17 protein-coding genes are annotated in these 17,209 nt (G+C 51.2%); 14 read left to right on the forward strand and 3 right to left on the reverse strand.

Going from position 1 to position 17,209, the window contains the following annotated elements; genetic code table 11:
* Positions 1-51 precede the first annotated feature (51 nt).
* From Q1A04_RS06185 to Q1A04_RS06250, 14 genes are all read left to right on the forward strand, one after another.
* A complete protein-coding gene (locus tag Q1A04_RS06185; protein WP_299702647.1) occupies positions 52-1,305 on the forward strand; it encodes an MgtC/SapB family protein in 1,254 nt (417 codons plus the stop codon).
* Positions 1,306-1,428: 123 nt separating this feature from the next.
* Positions 1,429-1,620: a cold-shock protein gene (locus Q1A04_RS06190; RefSeq protein WP_299702650.1), complete on the forward strand. Its 192-nt coding sequence runs from the start codon at positions 1,429-1,431 to the stop codon at positions 1,618-1,620.
* Positions 1,621-1,755: 135 nt separating this feature from the next.
* Positions 1,756-1,983, forward strand: a complete 228-nt coding sequence (locus Q1A04_RS06195; RefSeq protein ID WP_299702653.1) for a hypothetical protein — start codon at positions 1,756-1,758, stop codon at positions 1,981-1,983.
* A 50-nt stretch (positions 1,984-2,033) separates the two neighbouring features.
* Positions 2,034-2,489, forward strand: coding sequence for a cold-shock protein (locus Q1A04_RS06200; RefSeq protein WP_299702656.1), 456 nt, complete (start codon positions 2,034-2,036; stop codon positions 2,487-2,489).
* 195 nt (positions 2,490-2,684) lie between these two features.
* Positions 2,685-3,299, forward strand: coding sequence for a TetR/AcrR family transcriptional regulator (locus Q1A04_RS06205; protein ID WP_299702659.1), 615 nt, complete (start codon positions 2,685-2,687; stop codon positions 3,297-3,299).
* 126 nt (positions 3,300-3,425) lie between these two features.
* Positions 3,426-4,049, forward strand: coding sequence for a hypothetical protein (locus Q1A04_RS06210; protein ID WP_299702662.1), 624 nt, complete (start codon positions 3,426-3,428; stop codon positions 4,047-4,049).
* Positions 4,050-4,114: 65 nt separating this feature from the next.
* Positions 4,115-4,363 carry a transcriptional regulator gene (locus tag Q1A04_RS06215; RefSeq protein ID WP_366943802.1) on the forward strand — a complete coding sequence of 83 codons (249 nt, stop codon included), beginning with the start codon at positions 4,115-4,117 and terminating at the stop codon, positions 4,361-4,363.
* Positions 4,364-4,436: 73 nt separating this feature from the next.
* Positions 4,437-4,766, forward strand: a complete 330-nt coding sequence (locus tag Q1A04_RS06220; RefSeq protein ID WP_299702668.1) for a hypothetical protein — start codon at positions 4,437-4,439, stop codon at positions 4,764-4,766.
* Positions 4,767-4,818: 52 nt separating this feature from the next.
* The gene (locus Q1A04_RS06225; RefSeq protein WP_299702671.1) at positions 4,819-5,109 is read left to right on the forward strand and encodes a hypothetical protein; all 291 of its coding nucleotides are present in this window, start codon (positions 4,819-4,821) and stop codon (positions 5,107-5,109) included.
* 11 nt (positions 5,110-5,120) lie between these two features.
* Complete coding sequence (locus tag Q1A04_RS06230; protein ID WP_299702674.1) at positions 5,121-5,411, forward strand: hypothetical protein; 291 nt, start codon at positions 5,121-5,123, stop codon at positions 5,409-5,411.
* A gap of 83 nt (positions 5,412-5,494) precedes the next feature.
* The gene (locus tag Q1A04_RS06235; RefSeq protein WP_299702677.1) at positions 5,495-6,739 is read left to right on the forward strand and encodes a hypothetical protein; all 1,245 of its coding nucleotides are present in this window, start codon (positions 5,495-5,497) and stop codon (positions 6,737-6,739) included.
* 91 nt (positions 6,740-6,830) lie between these two features.
* On the forward strand, positions 6,831-9,344 hold the full coding sequence (locus Q1A04_RS06240; protein ID WP_299702680.1) for an XrtN system VIT domain-containing protein: 2,514 nt from the start codon (positions 6,831-6,833) through the stop codon (positions 9,342-9,344).
* Positions 9,341-10,678 (forward strand): exosortase N, encoded by a 1,338-nt coding sequence (gene xrtN, locus Q1A04_RS06245; protein WP_299702682.1) that lies wholly within the window; start codon positions 9,341-9,343, stop codon positions 10,676-10,678. Before Q1A04_RS06240 ends, xrtN begins: the two co-directional genes overlap by 4 nt.
* A 152-nt stretch (positions 10,679-10,830) precedes the next feature.
* Entirely contained in the window at positions 10,831-11,301 is a 471-nt protein-coding gene (locus Q1A04_RS06250) for a hypothetical protein (RefSeq protein ID WP_299702685.1), read from the forward strand.
* Between the two features lie 171 nt (positions 11,302-11,472).
* Here Q1A04_RS06250 and Q1A04_RS06255 read toward each other — a convergent pair whose 3' ends face one another.
* From Q1A04_RS06255 to Q1A04_RS06265, 3 genes are read right to left on the reverse strand one after another with little or no spacing between them, the layout of a single operon-like run.
* Positions 11,473-14,667 carry an efflux RND transporter permease subunit gene (locus Q1A04_RS06255; RefSeq protein WP_299702688.1) on the reverse strand — a complete coding sequence of 1,065 codons (3,195 nt, stop codon included), beginning with the start codon at positions 14,665-14,667 and terminating at the stop codon, positions 11,473-11,475.
* A 36-nt stretch (positions 14,668-14,703) separates the two neighbouring features.
* Positions 14,704-15,849, reverse strand: a complete 1,146-nt coding sequence (locus Q1A04_RS06260; protein ID WP_299702691.1) for an efflux RND transporter periplasmic adaptor subunit — start codon at positions 15,847-15,849, stop codon at positions 14,704-14,706.
* A gap of 18 nt (positions 15,850-15,867) precedes the next feature.
* Positions 15,868-17,202, reverse strand: coding sequence for a TolC family protein (locus Q1A04_RS06265; RefSeq protein WP_299702694.1), 1,335 nt, complete (start codon positions 17,200-17,202; stop codon positions 15,868-15,870).
* Between the last annotated feature and the right edge of the window lie 7 nt (positions 17,203-17,209).

Genomic DNA, 17,209 nt, shown 5'->3' on the forward strand with positions numbered 1-17,209 from the left:
GTTTTAGGGCTTATCTTAGCGGAACACCTTCAGCAGAACATACCCATCCGCATGGAACAGGACCTCTTCCAGACACTCGCCATTTCACTGGGCCTTGGCCTGCTGGTAGGCCTGCAGCGGCAGCATACCAATGCCAAGATTGCCGGTATCCGCACCTTCCCCCTGATCACGTTATTTGGAAGCATAGCAGCCCTGCTAGCACAGGACTTCGGAGGCTGGATAATAGGCGCGGGCATGCTAGCCACAGCAGCGATTGTAGTAGCGGCCAATTTGCTGAAAAGGCAGGAACAGCAGCCTGATGTGGGGCAGACCACGGAAGCTGCGGCGCTGCTCATGTATGCATTGGGCGCTTATTTGGTGCTGGGAAATACGACAGTGGCCGTGGCCTTGGGAGCCACGGTAGCGGTGCTGCTGCACCTCAAAGAGACGCTGCACCGAATCGTGGCGCGCATTGGGCAGCAGGACCTGACCGCCATCATGCAGTTTGTGGTCATCTCGCTCGTCATCCTTCCAGTGCTACCAGACAGGACCTATGGCCCTTACGAAGTCCTAAACCCGCACAACATCTGGCTGATGGTGGTATTGATCGTAGGTATCGGGCTACTCGGCTATTTCATTTATAAAATATTCGGCAGCAAAGCCGGCACCTTCTTGGGCGGTGTGCTCGGCGGACTTATATCCAGTACGGCTACCACGGTCAGCTATGCCCGCCGTACCAAATCATCCAAAGGCAGCAGCCAGCTGGCCGCCATTGTCATCTTCATCGCGTCTACAGTGGCTTTTCTACGCATCCTCGCCGAGATCCTGATTGTGGCACCAAGCACAATCCCGCAGGTGGCTCCCCCACTGCTGGCAGTCGTGGCGCTTATGTGCGTAACCGGGCTGGTGGCCTATTTCACAAACAAAGAGGAAAGCGACCATATGCCTGAGCAGGAAAACCCTGCACAACTGAAAGCTGCGCTGGTGTTTGGTGCACTCTACGGACTGATTCTACTGGGCACGGCCGCCGCAAGGGACTACTTCGGAGAAAGCGGCCTTTACATAGTGGCAGTTATTTCCGGCTTAACGGATGTAGATGCCATCACGCTTTCTACTTCCCGGCTGATGAGCGTGGGCAGCCTACCTTCTGACTCTGGTTGGCGCGTTATTTTGGTGGCCGCTCTTTCCAATATCGCCTTCAAAGGAGCCTTAGTGGGCTTTCTCGGCAACAAAGGCCTGCTTGCTAAAATCGCACTGCTGTTTGGCATCGTGTTGCTGGGCGGAGTTTTGGTACTTTGGTGGTGGCCAACCGACTTCACTCTATGACCAAAATTAGGGACAATCTAAAGATAATATCGGAATTGTAAAATTTTTATCGTACATTGTAAAAAAATAAATGAACCTATATGCTCTCTACTATGTAGTTAGTATATAATTAAAAATCACAGAATGAATAACGGAACAGTAAAATTCTTTAATGACCTGAAAGGGTTCGGGTTTATCAAAGAAGACAGTACAGATCAGGAGTACTTTGTACACGTGACTGGCTTGGTGCATGAGATCCAAGAAAACGACAAAGTGACTTTTGACCTGCAAGAAGGAAGAAAGGGACTAAACGCGGTTAACGTTAAGCGTGCTTAGTTTTCACATATAAGCCATCTCATTAAAGCCTTGCCTGCGGGTGAGGCTTTTTTTCATTCAACACATGAGAAGGCAGTACTCCCCCGTTACAAGTAAAAGCCCCAGTGGCAATGTTTCACCTCAACCCTCCTCAAGATGAATAGAAAATACCTGGTAGACACTACCACCCGCGAGTACATCTGTGTAGCCCTGCAAAAAGGACAGGATTGGACACCAAACAATCAAGATTCCCTGCCTGAGTTTATGGACTCCCGTTCCAATAAAGACCAGCCTGATTTTGAGCTCGTAACGGGCGAATACAACGACAACACTTTCTTTGAAAAGTGGATCCGCAATGGCACCAACTTCCTGTTCAGGTACTAGGCCCCCTGCATACTAACATCCAGAAAATATAAGATCATTTTAAAGCATATATGGGTAGATCACAAGAAACCTTCAGTAAAAAAGAAAAAGAGAAGAAGAAGTTAAAGAAGAGACAAGACAAAGAGCAGAAGAAGGAAGAGCGTAAGGCCAACTCCGATAAAGGCAAAGACATAGAAGAAATGTTTGCCTATGTGGACGAGGATGGAAACATCACTGACACGCCGCCAGATCCTACTAAGAAGAAAAAAGCCATCAAGCAGGAGGACATCCAGATTGGTGTTGCCAAGCAGGCTGAACCAGATCCGGCTGATTTGATCAGAAAAGGAACGGTTTCGTTTTTCAACGACTCGAAAGGCTATGGCTTTATACAGGACCACGTTACCCAAGAGCGTGTGTTCGTGCACCAGAATGGTTTGGTGAACAAGATCAAAGAAAATGACCGCGTGACTTTCGAGGTTGAGAAAGGCCCTAAGGGCTTGAATGCTGTAAATGTCAAACTCGCGTAGTCTGCTTTAGCTCAGACAATTGAGGCTGCATAGAGGTAACCCACCTCTGTGAATGCCCTTCTTTTATAATGAACCTCCTGTCACAGTCCGATTTTTTTCTGACTGCAGGAGGTTTTTTTGTCGTATACAGGTTCCCCGGTACCGGGCTGTTAGGCACCACGGTTATGGCACCGGATAGACAAGGTATTAGATTTCATGGAGACACCAACCACCCCCAAAGCCCTTATTCTACAGGAGGCTCAGAAGCAGTTTTTTAACCATGGCTACAGCAAAGTGCTGATGGCAGACTTGGCTCGCCAATTGGGCATGAGCAAAAAAACCCTGTACCAGTACTTCAGAGGAAAAGAAGAACTGCTGCACGCGGTCATCAAAAACTACTTGGAGAAACTACAGCAAGAAGTAGAGCGCTTGCTGCAACAGGAAGAGGCTGACTTCGTCCGAAAGGCTGAGCAGGTGTTTTATACTGTTGGGCAACGTTTCGCCCCCATTAACGGACAGCTGCTGGCCGATATCAGGAAACATGTTCCGTCTAGTTGGCAACTACTGCAAACCTACCGCTCCGAAGCGGCTTTTAAGCGCTTCAGGACCCTGCTGGAAGAGGGTAAGCGCAAAGGCTATATTCGCAAAGACGCTAATTTATCGTTGGCGGTGCTGCTCTATGCCAGCGCGCTGGAGAAAATACTCGACCCGGAGTTTATACGCCAAGTTCCACCGGAATTAATGCAGGACCTTACCTATACCCCGTCAGCGGTTTATGAGGGTTTGGCCAATCTCATTTTCCACGGACTGCTGGAAAACCACACTAGCTAATATTGGCAAGACGCAGGAATCTTTTAACACTAATCCAGCCTTAAAAAATAAAAGCAGATAAAATTTCATCTTGTTGCTTGCATTTGCGTAAAGCATTATTAACTTTGAAACACAAAGTACTTTAACATGAACCAGCAGCAAGACCAACTCGCCACTCTGCATGAGATCCGCAACATCATGGATCGCTCCTCCCGCTTTATTTCGCTGAGCGGTCTGTCAGGCGTATTCGCCGGGCTTTTTGCGCTGGCAGGCGCTGCTTTGGTTAAATGGCACTTGAGCGAGCACAACATTCTGTACCGGGATACTTATACTGTCAGCTTGAACTGGAACACGATTGTTTTCCTATTCACGGTGGCGGCTTTGGTTTTTGTGCTGGCTATAGGCTCGGCACTCTACTTCACTTACCGCAAGGCCAATAAAAACGGGCATCGCATGTGGGACAGCAAATCGCAACGGCTGCTCATTAACTTGGCTATACCGCTGGCAGTGGGAGGCTTTTTCTGTGCGGTGCTCCTGTATCATGGCATTGTATACCTAGTAGCTCCTGCCATGCTCATATTTTACGGTTTAGCGCTTGTGAATGGAAGCAAATATACGCTTAGCGACATACGCTACTTAGGTATAAGTGAGATCATACTTGGCTTGTTCGCCTCTGTCTTCATTGGTTATGGTCTGCTCTCTTGGGCGATCGGTTTTGGTGTGTTGCACATTGTGTACGGCACACTCATGTATTACAAGTATGAAAGGTAGCCCGCGTGAGAGCGTATCTGGAAAATATAAACAAGGCTTTTGAAAGCAGAGCCCGGCTCGGGATCATGTCTGTACTGATGGTGGAGGAAAGAGTCGACTTTAATACTTTGAAAGAAACCCTGCAGCTGACGGACGGAAACCTCGCCAGTCACCTGCGTGCACTGGAGGAGGCGCAGTACCTGCGGGTAGAGAAGCAGTTTGTAGGCCGAAAACCGAACACCACGTACCATGCCACCGATGAAGGACGCAAAGCCTTTACCGATCACTTGGATGCCCTTGAACAGTTGATTTTGGACAACAGGAAAGACGACTAAATTTTTTTTAGCTATTCACTTTGAAACACAAAGTACTTTAATCAAAAACGCTATCAACTAAAACAGATCTAATATGGAACACAAAAGGGAATTTCAGGGGGAAACAGCGGTAAACGACGGGTCTACTGCTTTGACCATAATCAGTTGGCTGTTTGGAGCAGTGGCTTTTGCGATCGGAATCGTGAATACGTTCTGGGGAAACGATCCCGGTTTCGGGATTTTTATACTTCTGCTCTCTTTCTTTTATTTTCTACCGGTAAATGCCATTCTCAAAAAAATGACCGGCTTCTCAATCCCCAGACTAGGACTATTTAAAATTCTCTTGGCCCTTTTTATTATCTGGGCGGCAATGGGTGTGGGTGAATTATTCGATAAAATAGAACTTATGGTGAATTCCTTTTAATCAACTGAAATCCAGAAACATAAATAAATCGTCAATCTAAAAAACAGAGATCATGATAACGCAAAACAAAAGACTTACCGGCATATTGCTCACTGTAGCATTTATCTTATCCATTCCGCTGATAGCGATGCAGTTCACAAATGAAGTGGACTGGGATCTGTTCGATTTTGTGATTATGGGCGTCCTGCTGCTCAGCACCGGCCTCCTATGCGAACTAGTGATCAGGAAAGTGAAAAAGATGGACTATCGGATAGGCTTCATCGCTGTTCTCCTCTTACTACTCTTCCTCATCTGGGCAGAACTGGCAGTCGGCATCTTCGGGACTCCATTTGCAGGCAGCTAGAAAACAGAGCCATGCAAAGCGAAGCAGAAATAAATAACAGGCTTAATGTCTGGAGTGTCAGCGGTTGGATATTCGGCACAATTGTGTTCACAGTCGGCATCTTGAATCTACTCTTGGTGCACCCTGTCCCGGGAATCGCCTACCTCATGCTATCATTAATCTACTTTCCTCTGGCCAATACCTACCTCATGAAGAAAACTGGTTTTGTCATTCCGGTAATTATAAAGGTGACCCTAGGGATTGTGCTGATCATGTTTACATTAGGTGTGAGTGATCTGGGGGACATGATTGACAAGTTGTAGGCATTTACAATGATGAGAAGCTGATTCAAGCATCAGCGAATTGAAAATCAGAGGTATACTTTCTACAGATAAAATAAACCAGCATGAAAAATGAAATACTTTCAGGTATAAACGATCCGGGGCAGCTCGAGAGGCTGTACCGCAGCAACAAGGGACCTTTTAAACGGGAGTTCAGCAGCCTCTATCCGGAGCTCAAGGGTAACACGCTTGCCGATTTTTGGAACGAAAGGCTGCGTTACGAAACGGAAGACATTAACTGGGGTAGCACTAGGGAATTGCTGTTGGTGGTAATCGCTGCACTCGTCGCCGGTCTTATCGCCAAAATCCCCGCTGTTTTTCCTGTGGACGAAGATTTCTTCTACCCCAGAAATATCGGCTTCATCTTTCTGCCCCTCCTGACGGCCTACTTTGCTTGGAAAAACAACCTACAGCCAAAGCTTATGGCGGCAGTCGGTGCTTTAATGCTATTCTCGCTCATCTACATCAACGCCCTGCCTGTCTCCACCACGAGCGACACCTTGATACTGGCCTGTATTCATTTGCCATTGCTGTTGTGGGTGCTGCTGGGCACTGCCTTTGTGGGCAACAACCTTTCGGACTATGGCAGACGGCTCGAGTACTTAAGGTATAACGGTGACCTGATTGTCATGACCACACTTATCCTGATTGCCGGCGGCATCATGACCGGACTAACGATTGGGTTGTTCTCGCTGATCGGATTCCAGATCGAGCAGTTCTACTTTGAGTACGTCGCTGTTTTCGGACTGGCGGCCTCACCCATTGTCGGCACATACCTGACGCAGACCAATCCGCAGTTGGTGAGTAAAGTCTCCCCGGTGATAGCAAGCATATTCAGCCCGCTGGTTCTCATTATGCTGGTTATTTATCTCGGAGCCATTATCTATTCCGGCAAAGACCCTTACAACGACCGGGAGTTCCTGATCATTTTCAATTTGCTGCTGATCGGGGTGATGGCCATCATCTTCTTCTCGGTGGCGGAAAGCTCCAAGACGAGGCAAAGTACGACAGCCACCGGCGTGCTCTTTCTGTTATCCGCGGTAACTGTCATTGTCAATGGCATCGCGCTGTCAGCTATTGTGTTCAGGATAGCAGAATGGGGCATAACACCAAACAGGCTGGCTGTGCTGGGTGGCAATTTACTCATGCTACTAAACCTGCTCTTCATAACCGTACACCTTCTCAAATCACTCACAAAGAAGTCTGATACAGCCATAGTTGGGCGATCAATAGCCCATTTTCTGCCTGTTTACAGCCTCTGGGCAGTAATCGTTATTTTCCTTTTTCCGCTGTTGTTTAGTTTCAAGTAAGCGGTTGGCCTGCAAGTACATTATGAAAACTAGAAAGGATGTACTTGCAGGCTTAATTTTTGTCTTTTCACTTTGAAATTCAAAGCACTTTATGAACACAAAAACTCTCACTGAAAAACTTATACAAAAAGATCTTTCCCTGCTGCACGTAGGCACCGGACTGACGCTCTTTTCTTTTTTGCTTTTCATGCTGCCGGAGTGGGGCATTGCTGCACATGACGGAGCACCTTTTGGTATCTTTATGGCCAACTACGGACTGGCAGTTCTATACTTTGTCTTACTGCTCGTTGATAAGGGTTTCTCCCTCAAAAAACCTTTTCAGAATCTGGAACACCTCTATCCTCTGCTGGTACTTGCCATCATTAGCTGCTACTCGCTCAACCGCCAGATGAGTATTTTTCAGGACTCTGTTCCGTGGCTGGAGGCACTTGTTTGCCTTTTCTGTACAGCACTGGTGACCTACAGTTACAATGCTCGCCTGCCGCGCCTCCTCAACCAAATACTACTCTTTGTGCTGGGTATAGGCGCTGTGCTTTGGGTATACTATGCCCTATACCTGTTCCCGCTCTATGCACCCAGTTTCATGCTCTCGTTCGTGCTGGGCCTTTCGCTGCACACTTTCGTGCCGCTGTGGGTGGTGCTGAGCTTGGCTTTCGGAGTAAAAAAAGCCATCGCCGCTGACCAGCAGTATGGCCGGAGCTTTTTTGCGGGAGCGGCTTTCCCGATACTTTTTGCTGTTTTCTTTTTGGTGCAGTGGCATCAGCGAAACCAGCAAATTAATTTCCTAACGAACGAAGAAGTCATAAAAGAGAACGACACCCTGCCACGCTGGGTAGGCCTGAGCCAGCAATTGTCCGCCGACTACATCACGGAGCGGATCATGAAGACTGACCTTGTCTACCAAGCCCCGTCAGAGGAGTTCAGCATGTGGGAGTTGCCGGAAGGCAGCTTCAGCGAAATCAAACGGCACGATCCGCTCGTGATTCTCTCACTCTTTTTGCTAGGCAGGCCGAATGTGGATCGGCAGGAGAAAATTAAAATTCTGGAAAGTATGTACGACGCAAGATATCAGGCAGAGCAGCGGCTTTGGTCCGGCAATAACCTGAGCACCGTCAGTGTGGTGTCGCAGGTGAGACTGTACCCCGCTTACCGTCTCGCCTATACCGAGAAGGTGCTCAACATCCACAATAGTATGCCAAACAGCTGGAACCAGCAGGAGGCAATCTATACCTTCTTTCTGCCTGAGGGGAGCGTGGTATCGTCCCTCTCGCTGTGGATAGAGGGCCGTGAGGAGAAAGGTTACCTCACTACCAAAGGCAAAGCGCAGACGGCTTATAACACGATTGTAGGCAGAGAGCGTCGGGACCCATCGGTTATACACTGGCAGGAGGGAAACCGGGTCTCTGTTCGGATATTCCCCTGTACGCCTGACGAGAACAGACAGTTCAAGATCGGTGTGACCTCCCCTCTGCGGCAGGATGGTCAGGAGCTGGTGTATGACAATGTCTACTTCACAGGCCCCTCCGCTGCTGGCGCCACCGAAACATCCGTGATCTATGTCGAAGGCGAAGCGGTTCCGCTATCACTCCCAGAAGGGTATAAGGAGACGAAACACGGTGAGTACAAACGCCAGAGCAGCTACCAACAGGACTGGAGTCTGCGCCTGCCGGCCTCTAAACTGGCAAGCGAAAGTTTTGCCTTTGGCGGTAGCGGCTACCAACTGCAGGAGCTGCCACAGCAACTCGAGACTTTTATACCTACGCAGGTATACCTCGACATTAACGCCAGCTGGTCTATCAAAGAGTTTGAACAGGTATGGGAGCTGGTGAAAGACAGGCAGGTATACGTGTGGCAGGACCGAATGCAAAAGCTGACGGTGGAGAACAGGGCACAAGTATTCAGTCAGCTGACACAGCAGCAGTACTCCCTGTTCCCGCTGCACAAAGTAAAAGCCCCTGACAAGGCACTCGTTATTAGCAAGAGCAACGGCACCTCACCCAACCTGAGTGATCTAAAGAACACCGGTTTTGCGGAGGAGATGACCGAAAAGATGCCGCTCCAAGGTCCTGTCAGAGTCTATACCTTGGGAGAGCAGCTATCACCATACCTCAGAGGCCTGAAGGAGCTCCAAGTAATTGCCACGATGCAGGGGGATGCGAATCAGTTGGCCGATCTGCTTCAACAGCAGCAGTTTATCAAGGCTACTCCCGAAAAGGATGTTGTGCGGCTGGGTGCCTCAGGTATAGGTATAGCCAAAACAGCGAATAGCACGAGCGGCAGCGCTCCCGACCACCTCATGCGGCTCTTTGCCTACAACCACATCCTACAGCAGATCGGCCCCCGCTACTTCTGCCAAGGCGACATAGAAGACGAGCTGATAGCGGAAGCGGCACAGGCCAATATCGTGAGCCCTATTTCTAGCCTGATCGTGCTGGAAACACAAAAAGATTATGAGCGCTTCGACATACAGAAAAGCAAGGACAGCCTCGGGAATGCCAGCATGAACGCCTCGGGCGCCGTGCCGGAGCCGGAAGAATGGGCTTTGATTATTATCGCCCTTCTAGCGATAGCCTTTGTAACACTTAAGCCCTATTTCCTGCAATGAGAGTAACAGCTTTACGATCTGACCAGCTCTTGATACTGGGCGTGCTGGGTTTTTACCTTGCCATAGGAGGATTCTACCTCAGAGACTACCTGCTCTGGGACGGCCAGTGGTTACTTGCCCTTGTGTTGGTGCCGCTGGTCGCCCAAGGCCGGGCCGGGAGATCACTTTCGCCTTGGCTGTTGACCATTGGCACTGTTCTGGTGATACTAGCCTCCAGTCTGCAAAACAGCACCTTTTATTTCTTTGGTTTTTTGCTGACCATTTGGTGTGGGGCGCAACTGCTGTATGGCCGCATTTCGCTCTACCCTTTACTACTCCTGCTGGTGGCCTCCCCTATCTTCCATTACATAGCCAACATAATCAGCTTTCCCCTGCGCATGCAACTGACCACATGGGCGGTTGAGGCGCTGCAGGCCATGGGAACAGGAGCCGAGGCTGCCGGTAACCTGATACTGGTGAATGGGGAGGAGTTCGCCGTGGACCCGGCCTGCGCGGGTCTTTCCATGCTGTCGCTCACCTTTATTTTAGCCGTGTTTCTGCTGGCACGGCTGCAGCACACAAGGCAGCTGGTTTGGCCGCTTTGGCTATTCGGGTCGCTCATGGGTTTCATGCTGCTGCTCAATCTGTTCTCGAACCTACTGCGTATCCTGCTGCTCGTCTGGTTCAAGGTGCTCCCCGATAATCCGATGCACGACGTGCTGGGCTTATTATGCCTTGCACTCTACGCACTGGTTCCCTTTTACGTTGCGGCGCAATACCTGCACCGCCGTTTTGGGAAAGCCATTGAACCAAGTGTGGCACAGCAAACAGTCAGCCTACGGGGCTCTCTGCTCCTGAACTACCTGTTGCTGTTAATGCTTGTCGGGACAGGCGCAGGTATAAAAGGGGATAATAAACCAAGAGCCGTGGCAGCTGCACCACAACTGGCTGGTTTCGAAAACCAACTGATGCCTAACGGGGTGACAAAATACAGTAATGAACAAACGCTGGTATACGCCAAACCGGTACAGGCCTTTTACTCCACCGAGCACCATCCCCTCATTTGCTGGGAAGGGAGTGGTTACAAATTCAAGCAAGTGCAGCAGGGCAAGGCGGGCAATCACACCATCTATTTCGGTGAACTGGAGAAAGGCAACGAGAAACTCTACACCGCCTGGTGGATGGACAATGGCGAGCACCAAACCATCGAGCAGTGGGACTGGCGTTGGCGCATGCTGAAAGGCGAAGCAACCTTCAGACTGGTGAACGTGACAGTGGCCCGGCAAGAGGACTTGGCTCAGGCAGCGCTAGCATTCATGGAGCAGGCGAGTGTGAAAGCTTATGCGATTCAATAAACACAGCAATCCCCAGCAAGCTTATCGTTCACTGGGGATTTTCTATTTGATATCGCTTCTAACAGAGAGCAGCCTCTCCGCTTTAATTTTGCTAACTTGCCGCATCAGGCACAGCATGCTTCTGATAGAGAATAATCAATAATCAATTCAGCTTGAATAATCAAATCAGGAACCAAGTAAGGGCAATTGCACTTTACCAGATCATCGGGGGTATTTTAGGTATAGCTCTCACCGTTTGGGTGATGTTCAGCGGCGATATGGTGGTAGACCAGACTGCCTTGCGGATAGGTTTGTTTGCAGGCGGACTTTACATCTTCTCCCTCCTGTGCGGACGCATGCTGTTCCGCAACCAGAGGCGGGGACTTATCCTCTCGCTCATCAACCAGTCGCTGCAGGTGCTGTACTTCTCCTTCGGCGCCTATGGCTTCCAGTATGTGGCGGGTCTGCGTGTTGGTGTTGGAGTAGATATGGTGGAAGGATGGATCTTCAAGTTCAGGCTGGCCCTCTCCTCCTTTCACTTCAGTATCGGCACCGACCTCGGCCAGAAATTCATCGGCGTCAACTTGGTTGCCCTGTTCCTGATTTTTTGGATAGAGCGACTATTGGAGCAGGTAAAGGAATAGAACTTGTGCCTTCGTTAGGTATAGGTATAACAAAGAGCATCAGCAACAGCAGCTATAGTGAAACAGACAAGTCTGACAAAGCGAAAAGCCCCGACCAATTAGCCGGGGCTTTTCATTTATACCAAAAACGAAAGCGCTTTCGCCCTACGTCCTTTGCCTTGTGCTCAGGACCTAAGGATTCACATAAGCTGGATCGCCGCCCTCTCTATCAGGCAAATCACCGCCTTTGGCACGAAGCTCGGCCAAGCCTTTTTTGCCGTAGGCAATTCGGGTGATCACCACGTAGAGCACCGGTACCACAAAGATCGCTAGGAAAGTAGCAGCCAACATACCGCCTATCACTACCCAGCCAATGGTCTGGCGCGACACGGCACCTGCACCGGCGGCCAGTGCCAGCGGAACCACACCCAATATGAAGGCAAGCGAGGTCATAATAATCGGGCGCAGACGCAGCTTCACAGCTTCAATCGTCGCTTCTATCAAATCCATGCCCCGGTCCACACGCTCCTTGGCAAATTCCACGATCAGAATGGCGTTCTTGGCTGCCAAACCGATCAGCGTGATCATACCGATCTGGGCGTATACGTTGTTGTCCAGCTTAGGCAATAGTGTTAGTGCAAGTATAGCACCGAACATACCTAGCGGAATGGCAAACAGGATGGAGAACGGCACTGACCAGCTCTCGTAAAGCGCCGCCAGCAAGAGTAGCACCAGCAGAATCGACAGTGAGAAGATGTAGATCGTACTCGCACCGGCTGCACGTTCTTCGCGGCTCAGGCCTGTGAACTCATAGCCATAGCCAGCAGGCAATACCTCGGCAGCCACTTCTTCCAGCGCATCCAATGCCTGACCACTACTGTAGCCCGGGGCCGCGTTTCCGTTGATGTCCACAGATCGGAAAAGGTTGTAGTGCGAGATCACAGCCGCATTCTCTACTACCCGCGAGGTTACCAAGGCGCTCAACGGTACTGCCTCGCCCTGTCTGTTCATCACGTAGTACTGCTTTAGGCTTTCGATATCCATGCGGTAAGCTGTGTCGGCCTGCGCCACCACCCGGAAGTTTCGGCCATAGCGGGTGAAGTCGTTCACGTAGCGGCTACCCATGTAGGTTGACATGGTCGCGTATACATCGGCGATGTTCACACCCAGTCGCTTTGCCTTTTCCCGGTCCACGTCCACATGGTAACCCGGTGTTTTGGCCGTAAAGAAGCTATAGGCCATCCCGATCTCAGGCCGGGCGTTGGCAGCTGCCAAGAACTGCCCCATCACCTGCTCGAGTTCCCGCACGTCGCCGGCCGTGCGCTGCTGCAGCACAAAGGCAAAACCACCTGACTGCCCCAGACCAGGTATTGCCGGAGGCGCCACAAGTCGTACATTGGCCTCTTTTATACCTGCAATTTTCTGCTGCACTTCGGCCATCACCCCATTCAGGTGGGAGGCCTCATCCTTCCGCTGGTCCCATGGCTCCAGCTGCACAAAAAAAGTACCGCTGTTTGACTTAAAGGAGAAGTTAATTGCGTTCAGCCCGGCAATGGAAGTGTAGTTTCGGATTGCCTCCACAGATCCCAGTTGGTTTCCGATCTCCTCCAAAATTTCGGATGTTCTGCTCATCGAGGCGCCTTCCGGCAGCTCTACTGACACGAACATACGCCCTTCGTCTTCGCTAGGTATAAAGCCGGTTGGCTTGGAAGCGAAAAGCCCGAAAGTACCCACGTAGATACAGATCAGGATGATGAGCACCAGCGGTGTCGCTTTGATACTCTTGCGAACACCCACGGAATACCTCTCTGTCGTGCGGGCAAACCAGTTGTTGAAGTTGTAGAAGAACTTGTTAATGCCGCGTGAATCTTTGTTCACGTTCATCGGCTTGAGCATGAGCGAGCAAAGCGCCGGCGTGAGGGTAAGAGCCACAAAGGCAGAAATCAATACAGAGATTGCAATTGTGATGGCGAATTGCTGGTACAACCTGCCTACGATACCGGGTATAAAGCCCACCGGAATAAACACCGCCGCCAGTATCAGACCAATGGCAATAACCGGCGCCGTGATGTCTTTCATGGCCCTGCGGGTAGCCTCTTTCGCCGACAGCTTTTCATGATCGATGTAATGCTGCACCGCTTCCACCACCACAATGGCATCGTCCACCACAATACCGATTGAGAGTACGAAACCGAAGAGCGTGAGCGTATTGATGGTGAAGCCCAGCGGGATGAAGAATACGAAGGTACCGATGATGGACACAGGTATAGCGAGTATCGGGATCAGGGTGGCGCGCCAGCTTTGCAGGAACAGGAACACCACCAATATCACGAGAATTAGGGCTTCTATCAGGGTCATCACCACCTCATTGATCGATACCTGCACCACCGATACGGTCTCGAACGAGACAACATAATCCACATCGGCTGGGAAGGAGGCTTTCAGCTCGTCCAGCGCGGCATATACACCTTCGGCTGTCTCCAAGGCGTTGCTGCCCGGGGCTTGGTACAGGAGCATCATGGTAGACGGGTTGCCATTGACCTTGGACTGTCGGCCATAGTCGAAGCGTCCGAACTCGATGCGGGCCACGTCGCGCAGGTATACCACGGATCCGTCAGCCGGATTCGTGCGAACAATGATGTCGCCGAACTCCTCCTGCGTTTGCAGTCGGCCGGTTACCGTCACTGGGTACTGAAAGGCCTGTGTGTCGTATTGCGGCGCTCCGCCCACTGTACCGGCCGCCACCTGCAGGTTCTGCTCCTGAATGGCCGCCGTGATCTCGCTAGCTCCTATGCTGTACTGGGCTAACTTGTCGGGCTGAAGCCAAAGGCGCATGCTGAAGTCCTGCCCGATGGACGTAATATCACCCACCCCGCTTACACGCATCAGCGCGTCTTTGATGTAGATGTTGGTATAGTTGTCCAAGAACTGAATATCGTGCGTGCGGTTTGGCGAGAAAATGCCGATCACCATCATGATACTCGGATTACGCTTACGCACCGTCACACCCAGTCGCCTTACCTCTTCCGGCAGCGTCGGCTGGGCAATGCTGGCCCTGTTCTGCACGTCCAGCGTGGCAATATCGATATCGGTGCCTACCTCAAAAGTTACCGACATGTTCATCTGGCCGGTACTGGTGTTGGTGGAAGTAATGTAGGACATACCCGGCGTACCGTTAATCTGCGTCTCCACCGGCGTGGCAACGGACTGCTCTACCGTGAGGGCATCGGAGCCGGTATAGTTAGCCGATACCGATACGGTAGGCGGCGATATATCCGGGTACTGCGTAACAGGCAGATTCATCATGGCCAGTGTCCCCACCAACACGATCACGATCGAGATCACCATGGCAGTGACAGGCCTTTTTATAAATACATCTGATATCATAATTTCTATCTAATCCTCTGGAAGACCTATATCAAATTACTTGGCGGCTCCCGCCTGTGGCTGGTCCTGCTCAGGACCGTCCAGCTGTACCTTGGCTCCTTGGCGGAGCCGCTGTATACCTTCGGTCACGATTTGCTGCCCTTCTTTCAGGCCTTCACGCACCACGATATCGGCACTCACACGCGTGCCAAGTTCCACGTTCTGCTGCACCGCCGAGTCGCCCTGCACCACGTACACGTAGTACTCGCCCAACTGCTCCGTCACCGCTTTGAACGGGATCACGATCTGCTCACCCAGGTCCTGATTCAACACGTCCAGGCTCACGGTCATACCCGGTATCAGCCTTTCGTCCGGGTTCGGGAACTGCACGCGCACCGTGGTGGTACCTGACTGGCGACCGATGGCTCTGTCGATGGCGATCAGCTTGCCGTTGTGCTCATACCTCTCTCCGTTGTTGAAGCGGACGGTGAAAAGCGAATCTGGCTGCTTGCCCTGGCGCAGGTTAGTGAAGCGACCGATCTCGCCTTCATTGATCACGATATCGACCGCGATCGGGTCGGAAGAGGAAACGGTATTGAGTAAAGGCTGCCCCGGCGACACCTGCGCCCCTACCCTTACCTGCGAGATACCGATCACGCCGCTAAAAGGCGCGGAGATGGTTGAGTAGCTTAGGTCGGTGGAAGCGCTGCGTACCTGCGCCTGTGCAGCGGCTACCTGCGCGCTTGCGGTCTGCACCTCGGTGCGGGCGTAGTCTACCTGCTGCCTGGCAATGGCATCGCGCTCAGCTAGACGCTCGTAGCGCTCCAAGTCCTTTTCGGCACGGGCCAAGTTGGCTTTGGCGCTCTGTAAGTTCGCCTGCGCCTGCTGTATTCCCGCTTGGTACTTGTTCTGGTCTATCTCGTAAAGCTTCTGCCCTTTTTTCACACGTTGCCCATCCTGCACGAAAATATTGGTGATATAGCCCGATACCTGCGGGCGCAGCTCCACTTCCTGCAACGGCACCACAGTAGCCGGATAGGTATCGCGGCCGGTTACGCTTTGCTGCTTAACCTGAATGGTGTTTACCGGAACGGCCATGGCTGCAGGGTTCATCTGCTGCTGCCCGGCATCGTCGCCGCCACAAGACACAAGCACTATTGGGCAAATGATGGCTGTGAAAAGCCAAGCGTATCTATTTTTCATTCTCCTGTTTTTCTGATTTTAGCGATTGATGTCTATGTTTCCCTGTGCCCGCTGCAGGTCAAGCTTGCTGGAGAGCACATTGTAGAGGGCGTTGTAGTAGTTTAGCTGGGTGCTGCGCAGTTCTGTTTCAGCCACGATCAGGTCCACGTAGGCCTTCACACCCTCATCGTACTGCAGCTTGATGATATCGTACACCTCTTCGGCCATCTCTAAGTTCTGTTGCACCGTGCGCCACTCCGTAAAGTCTCCTTTGTAGTTGGCCAAGGCCGTCTGGTACTCGGTGTTGATCGCCCTGCGGGTGTCTTCTATCTGACTATCGAGCCGGTCTTCCTGCAACTGCGCAATCTTCAGGTTCTGTATTCTTCTGCCGCCCTGAAAGATGGGGAGCGCTACCTGAAGGCCTACCGCTGAGTTGGGATAGTGCCGATTGTACAGGTTCTCGAACTCGTTGTTGAAGTACAGGAAGTTGTAATTGGCAAAAGCCGAAATGGTTGGCAGGAAGCTCCAGCGGTTAAAGGCGGTGTTTAGCTTGAGCAGTTCGCGCTGGGTTTGCAGCTGCTGTACTTCTATTCTCCTCTCGTAGGTCATGAGTTCAGTAGTGTCTACTTGTACCTCCTGCTCCATGTGGGTATAGTTGTAGGTCAAGTTCAGCTCCTGCTCCACCGGGTAGCCCATGAGCTGCTTCAGGTAAGCCATGCTGCCTTTTATACTTTCCTGCACCCGTTTGCGGTCGGCCCTGATGTTACCTAGGGTAATCGCGGCACGCTGGTAGTCGGTTTTATCTACCAGACCTACTTCGTAGCGGCTGCGGGCGTCGTTGTACTGCTTTTCTTGGCGCACGATGTTCTGGTCCAGAATGCGGAGCTGCTCTTGGGTAAGGAGCACATTGTAAAAAGCCTTGCTCACCTCTACCACCGTGTTGATGCGGGTATCGGTTACTTGCTGGTCGAGCATTAATTTTCTGGAGCGAGATGCTCTCGAGGCCAAGAACAGGTTGTTATCAAAAATGTTCTGCGTGGCCTGCAGCGCTATGCTGGAATTATAATTCTGGCCAAAAGTGATAATCTCACCGCCAATGGGCTGCTGCGGTCTTCTGATGTTGTAAGTGCCACCGAAATTGGCGCTGATCTGCGGAAACCAGCCCGAAAGACTGGCTTTGATCTCCCTATCACCGATGGCCTCGTCAATGCGAGCCTGCTCAATAGCTGCTCTGTTCTCCAGCGCAAATCCCACGACCTGCTCCAGCGTCAGACTATCGGTCGCTGCCACGCCACTCTCATCCTGTGCAGACAGAGCGCCCGGGGCCAGCAGGCAGCCTATCAGCAAAGCTTTAAAGTAAGTAGTTAATTTCATGTATAAA

The sequence above is a fragment of the uncultured Pontibacter sp. genome (genome assembly GCF_947499215.1).
Taxonomy (GTDB): domain Bacteria; phylum Bacteroidota; class Bacteroidia; order Cytophagales; family Hymenobacteraceae; genus Pontibacter.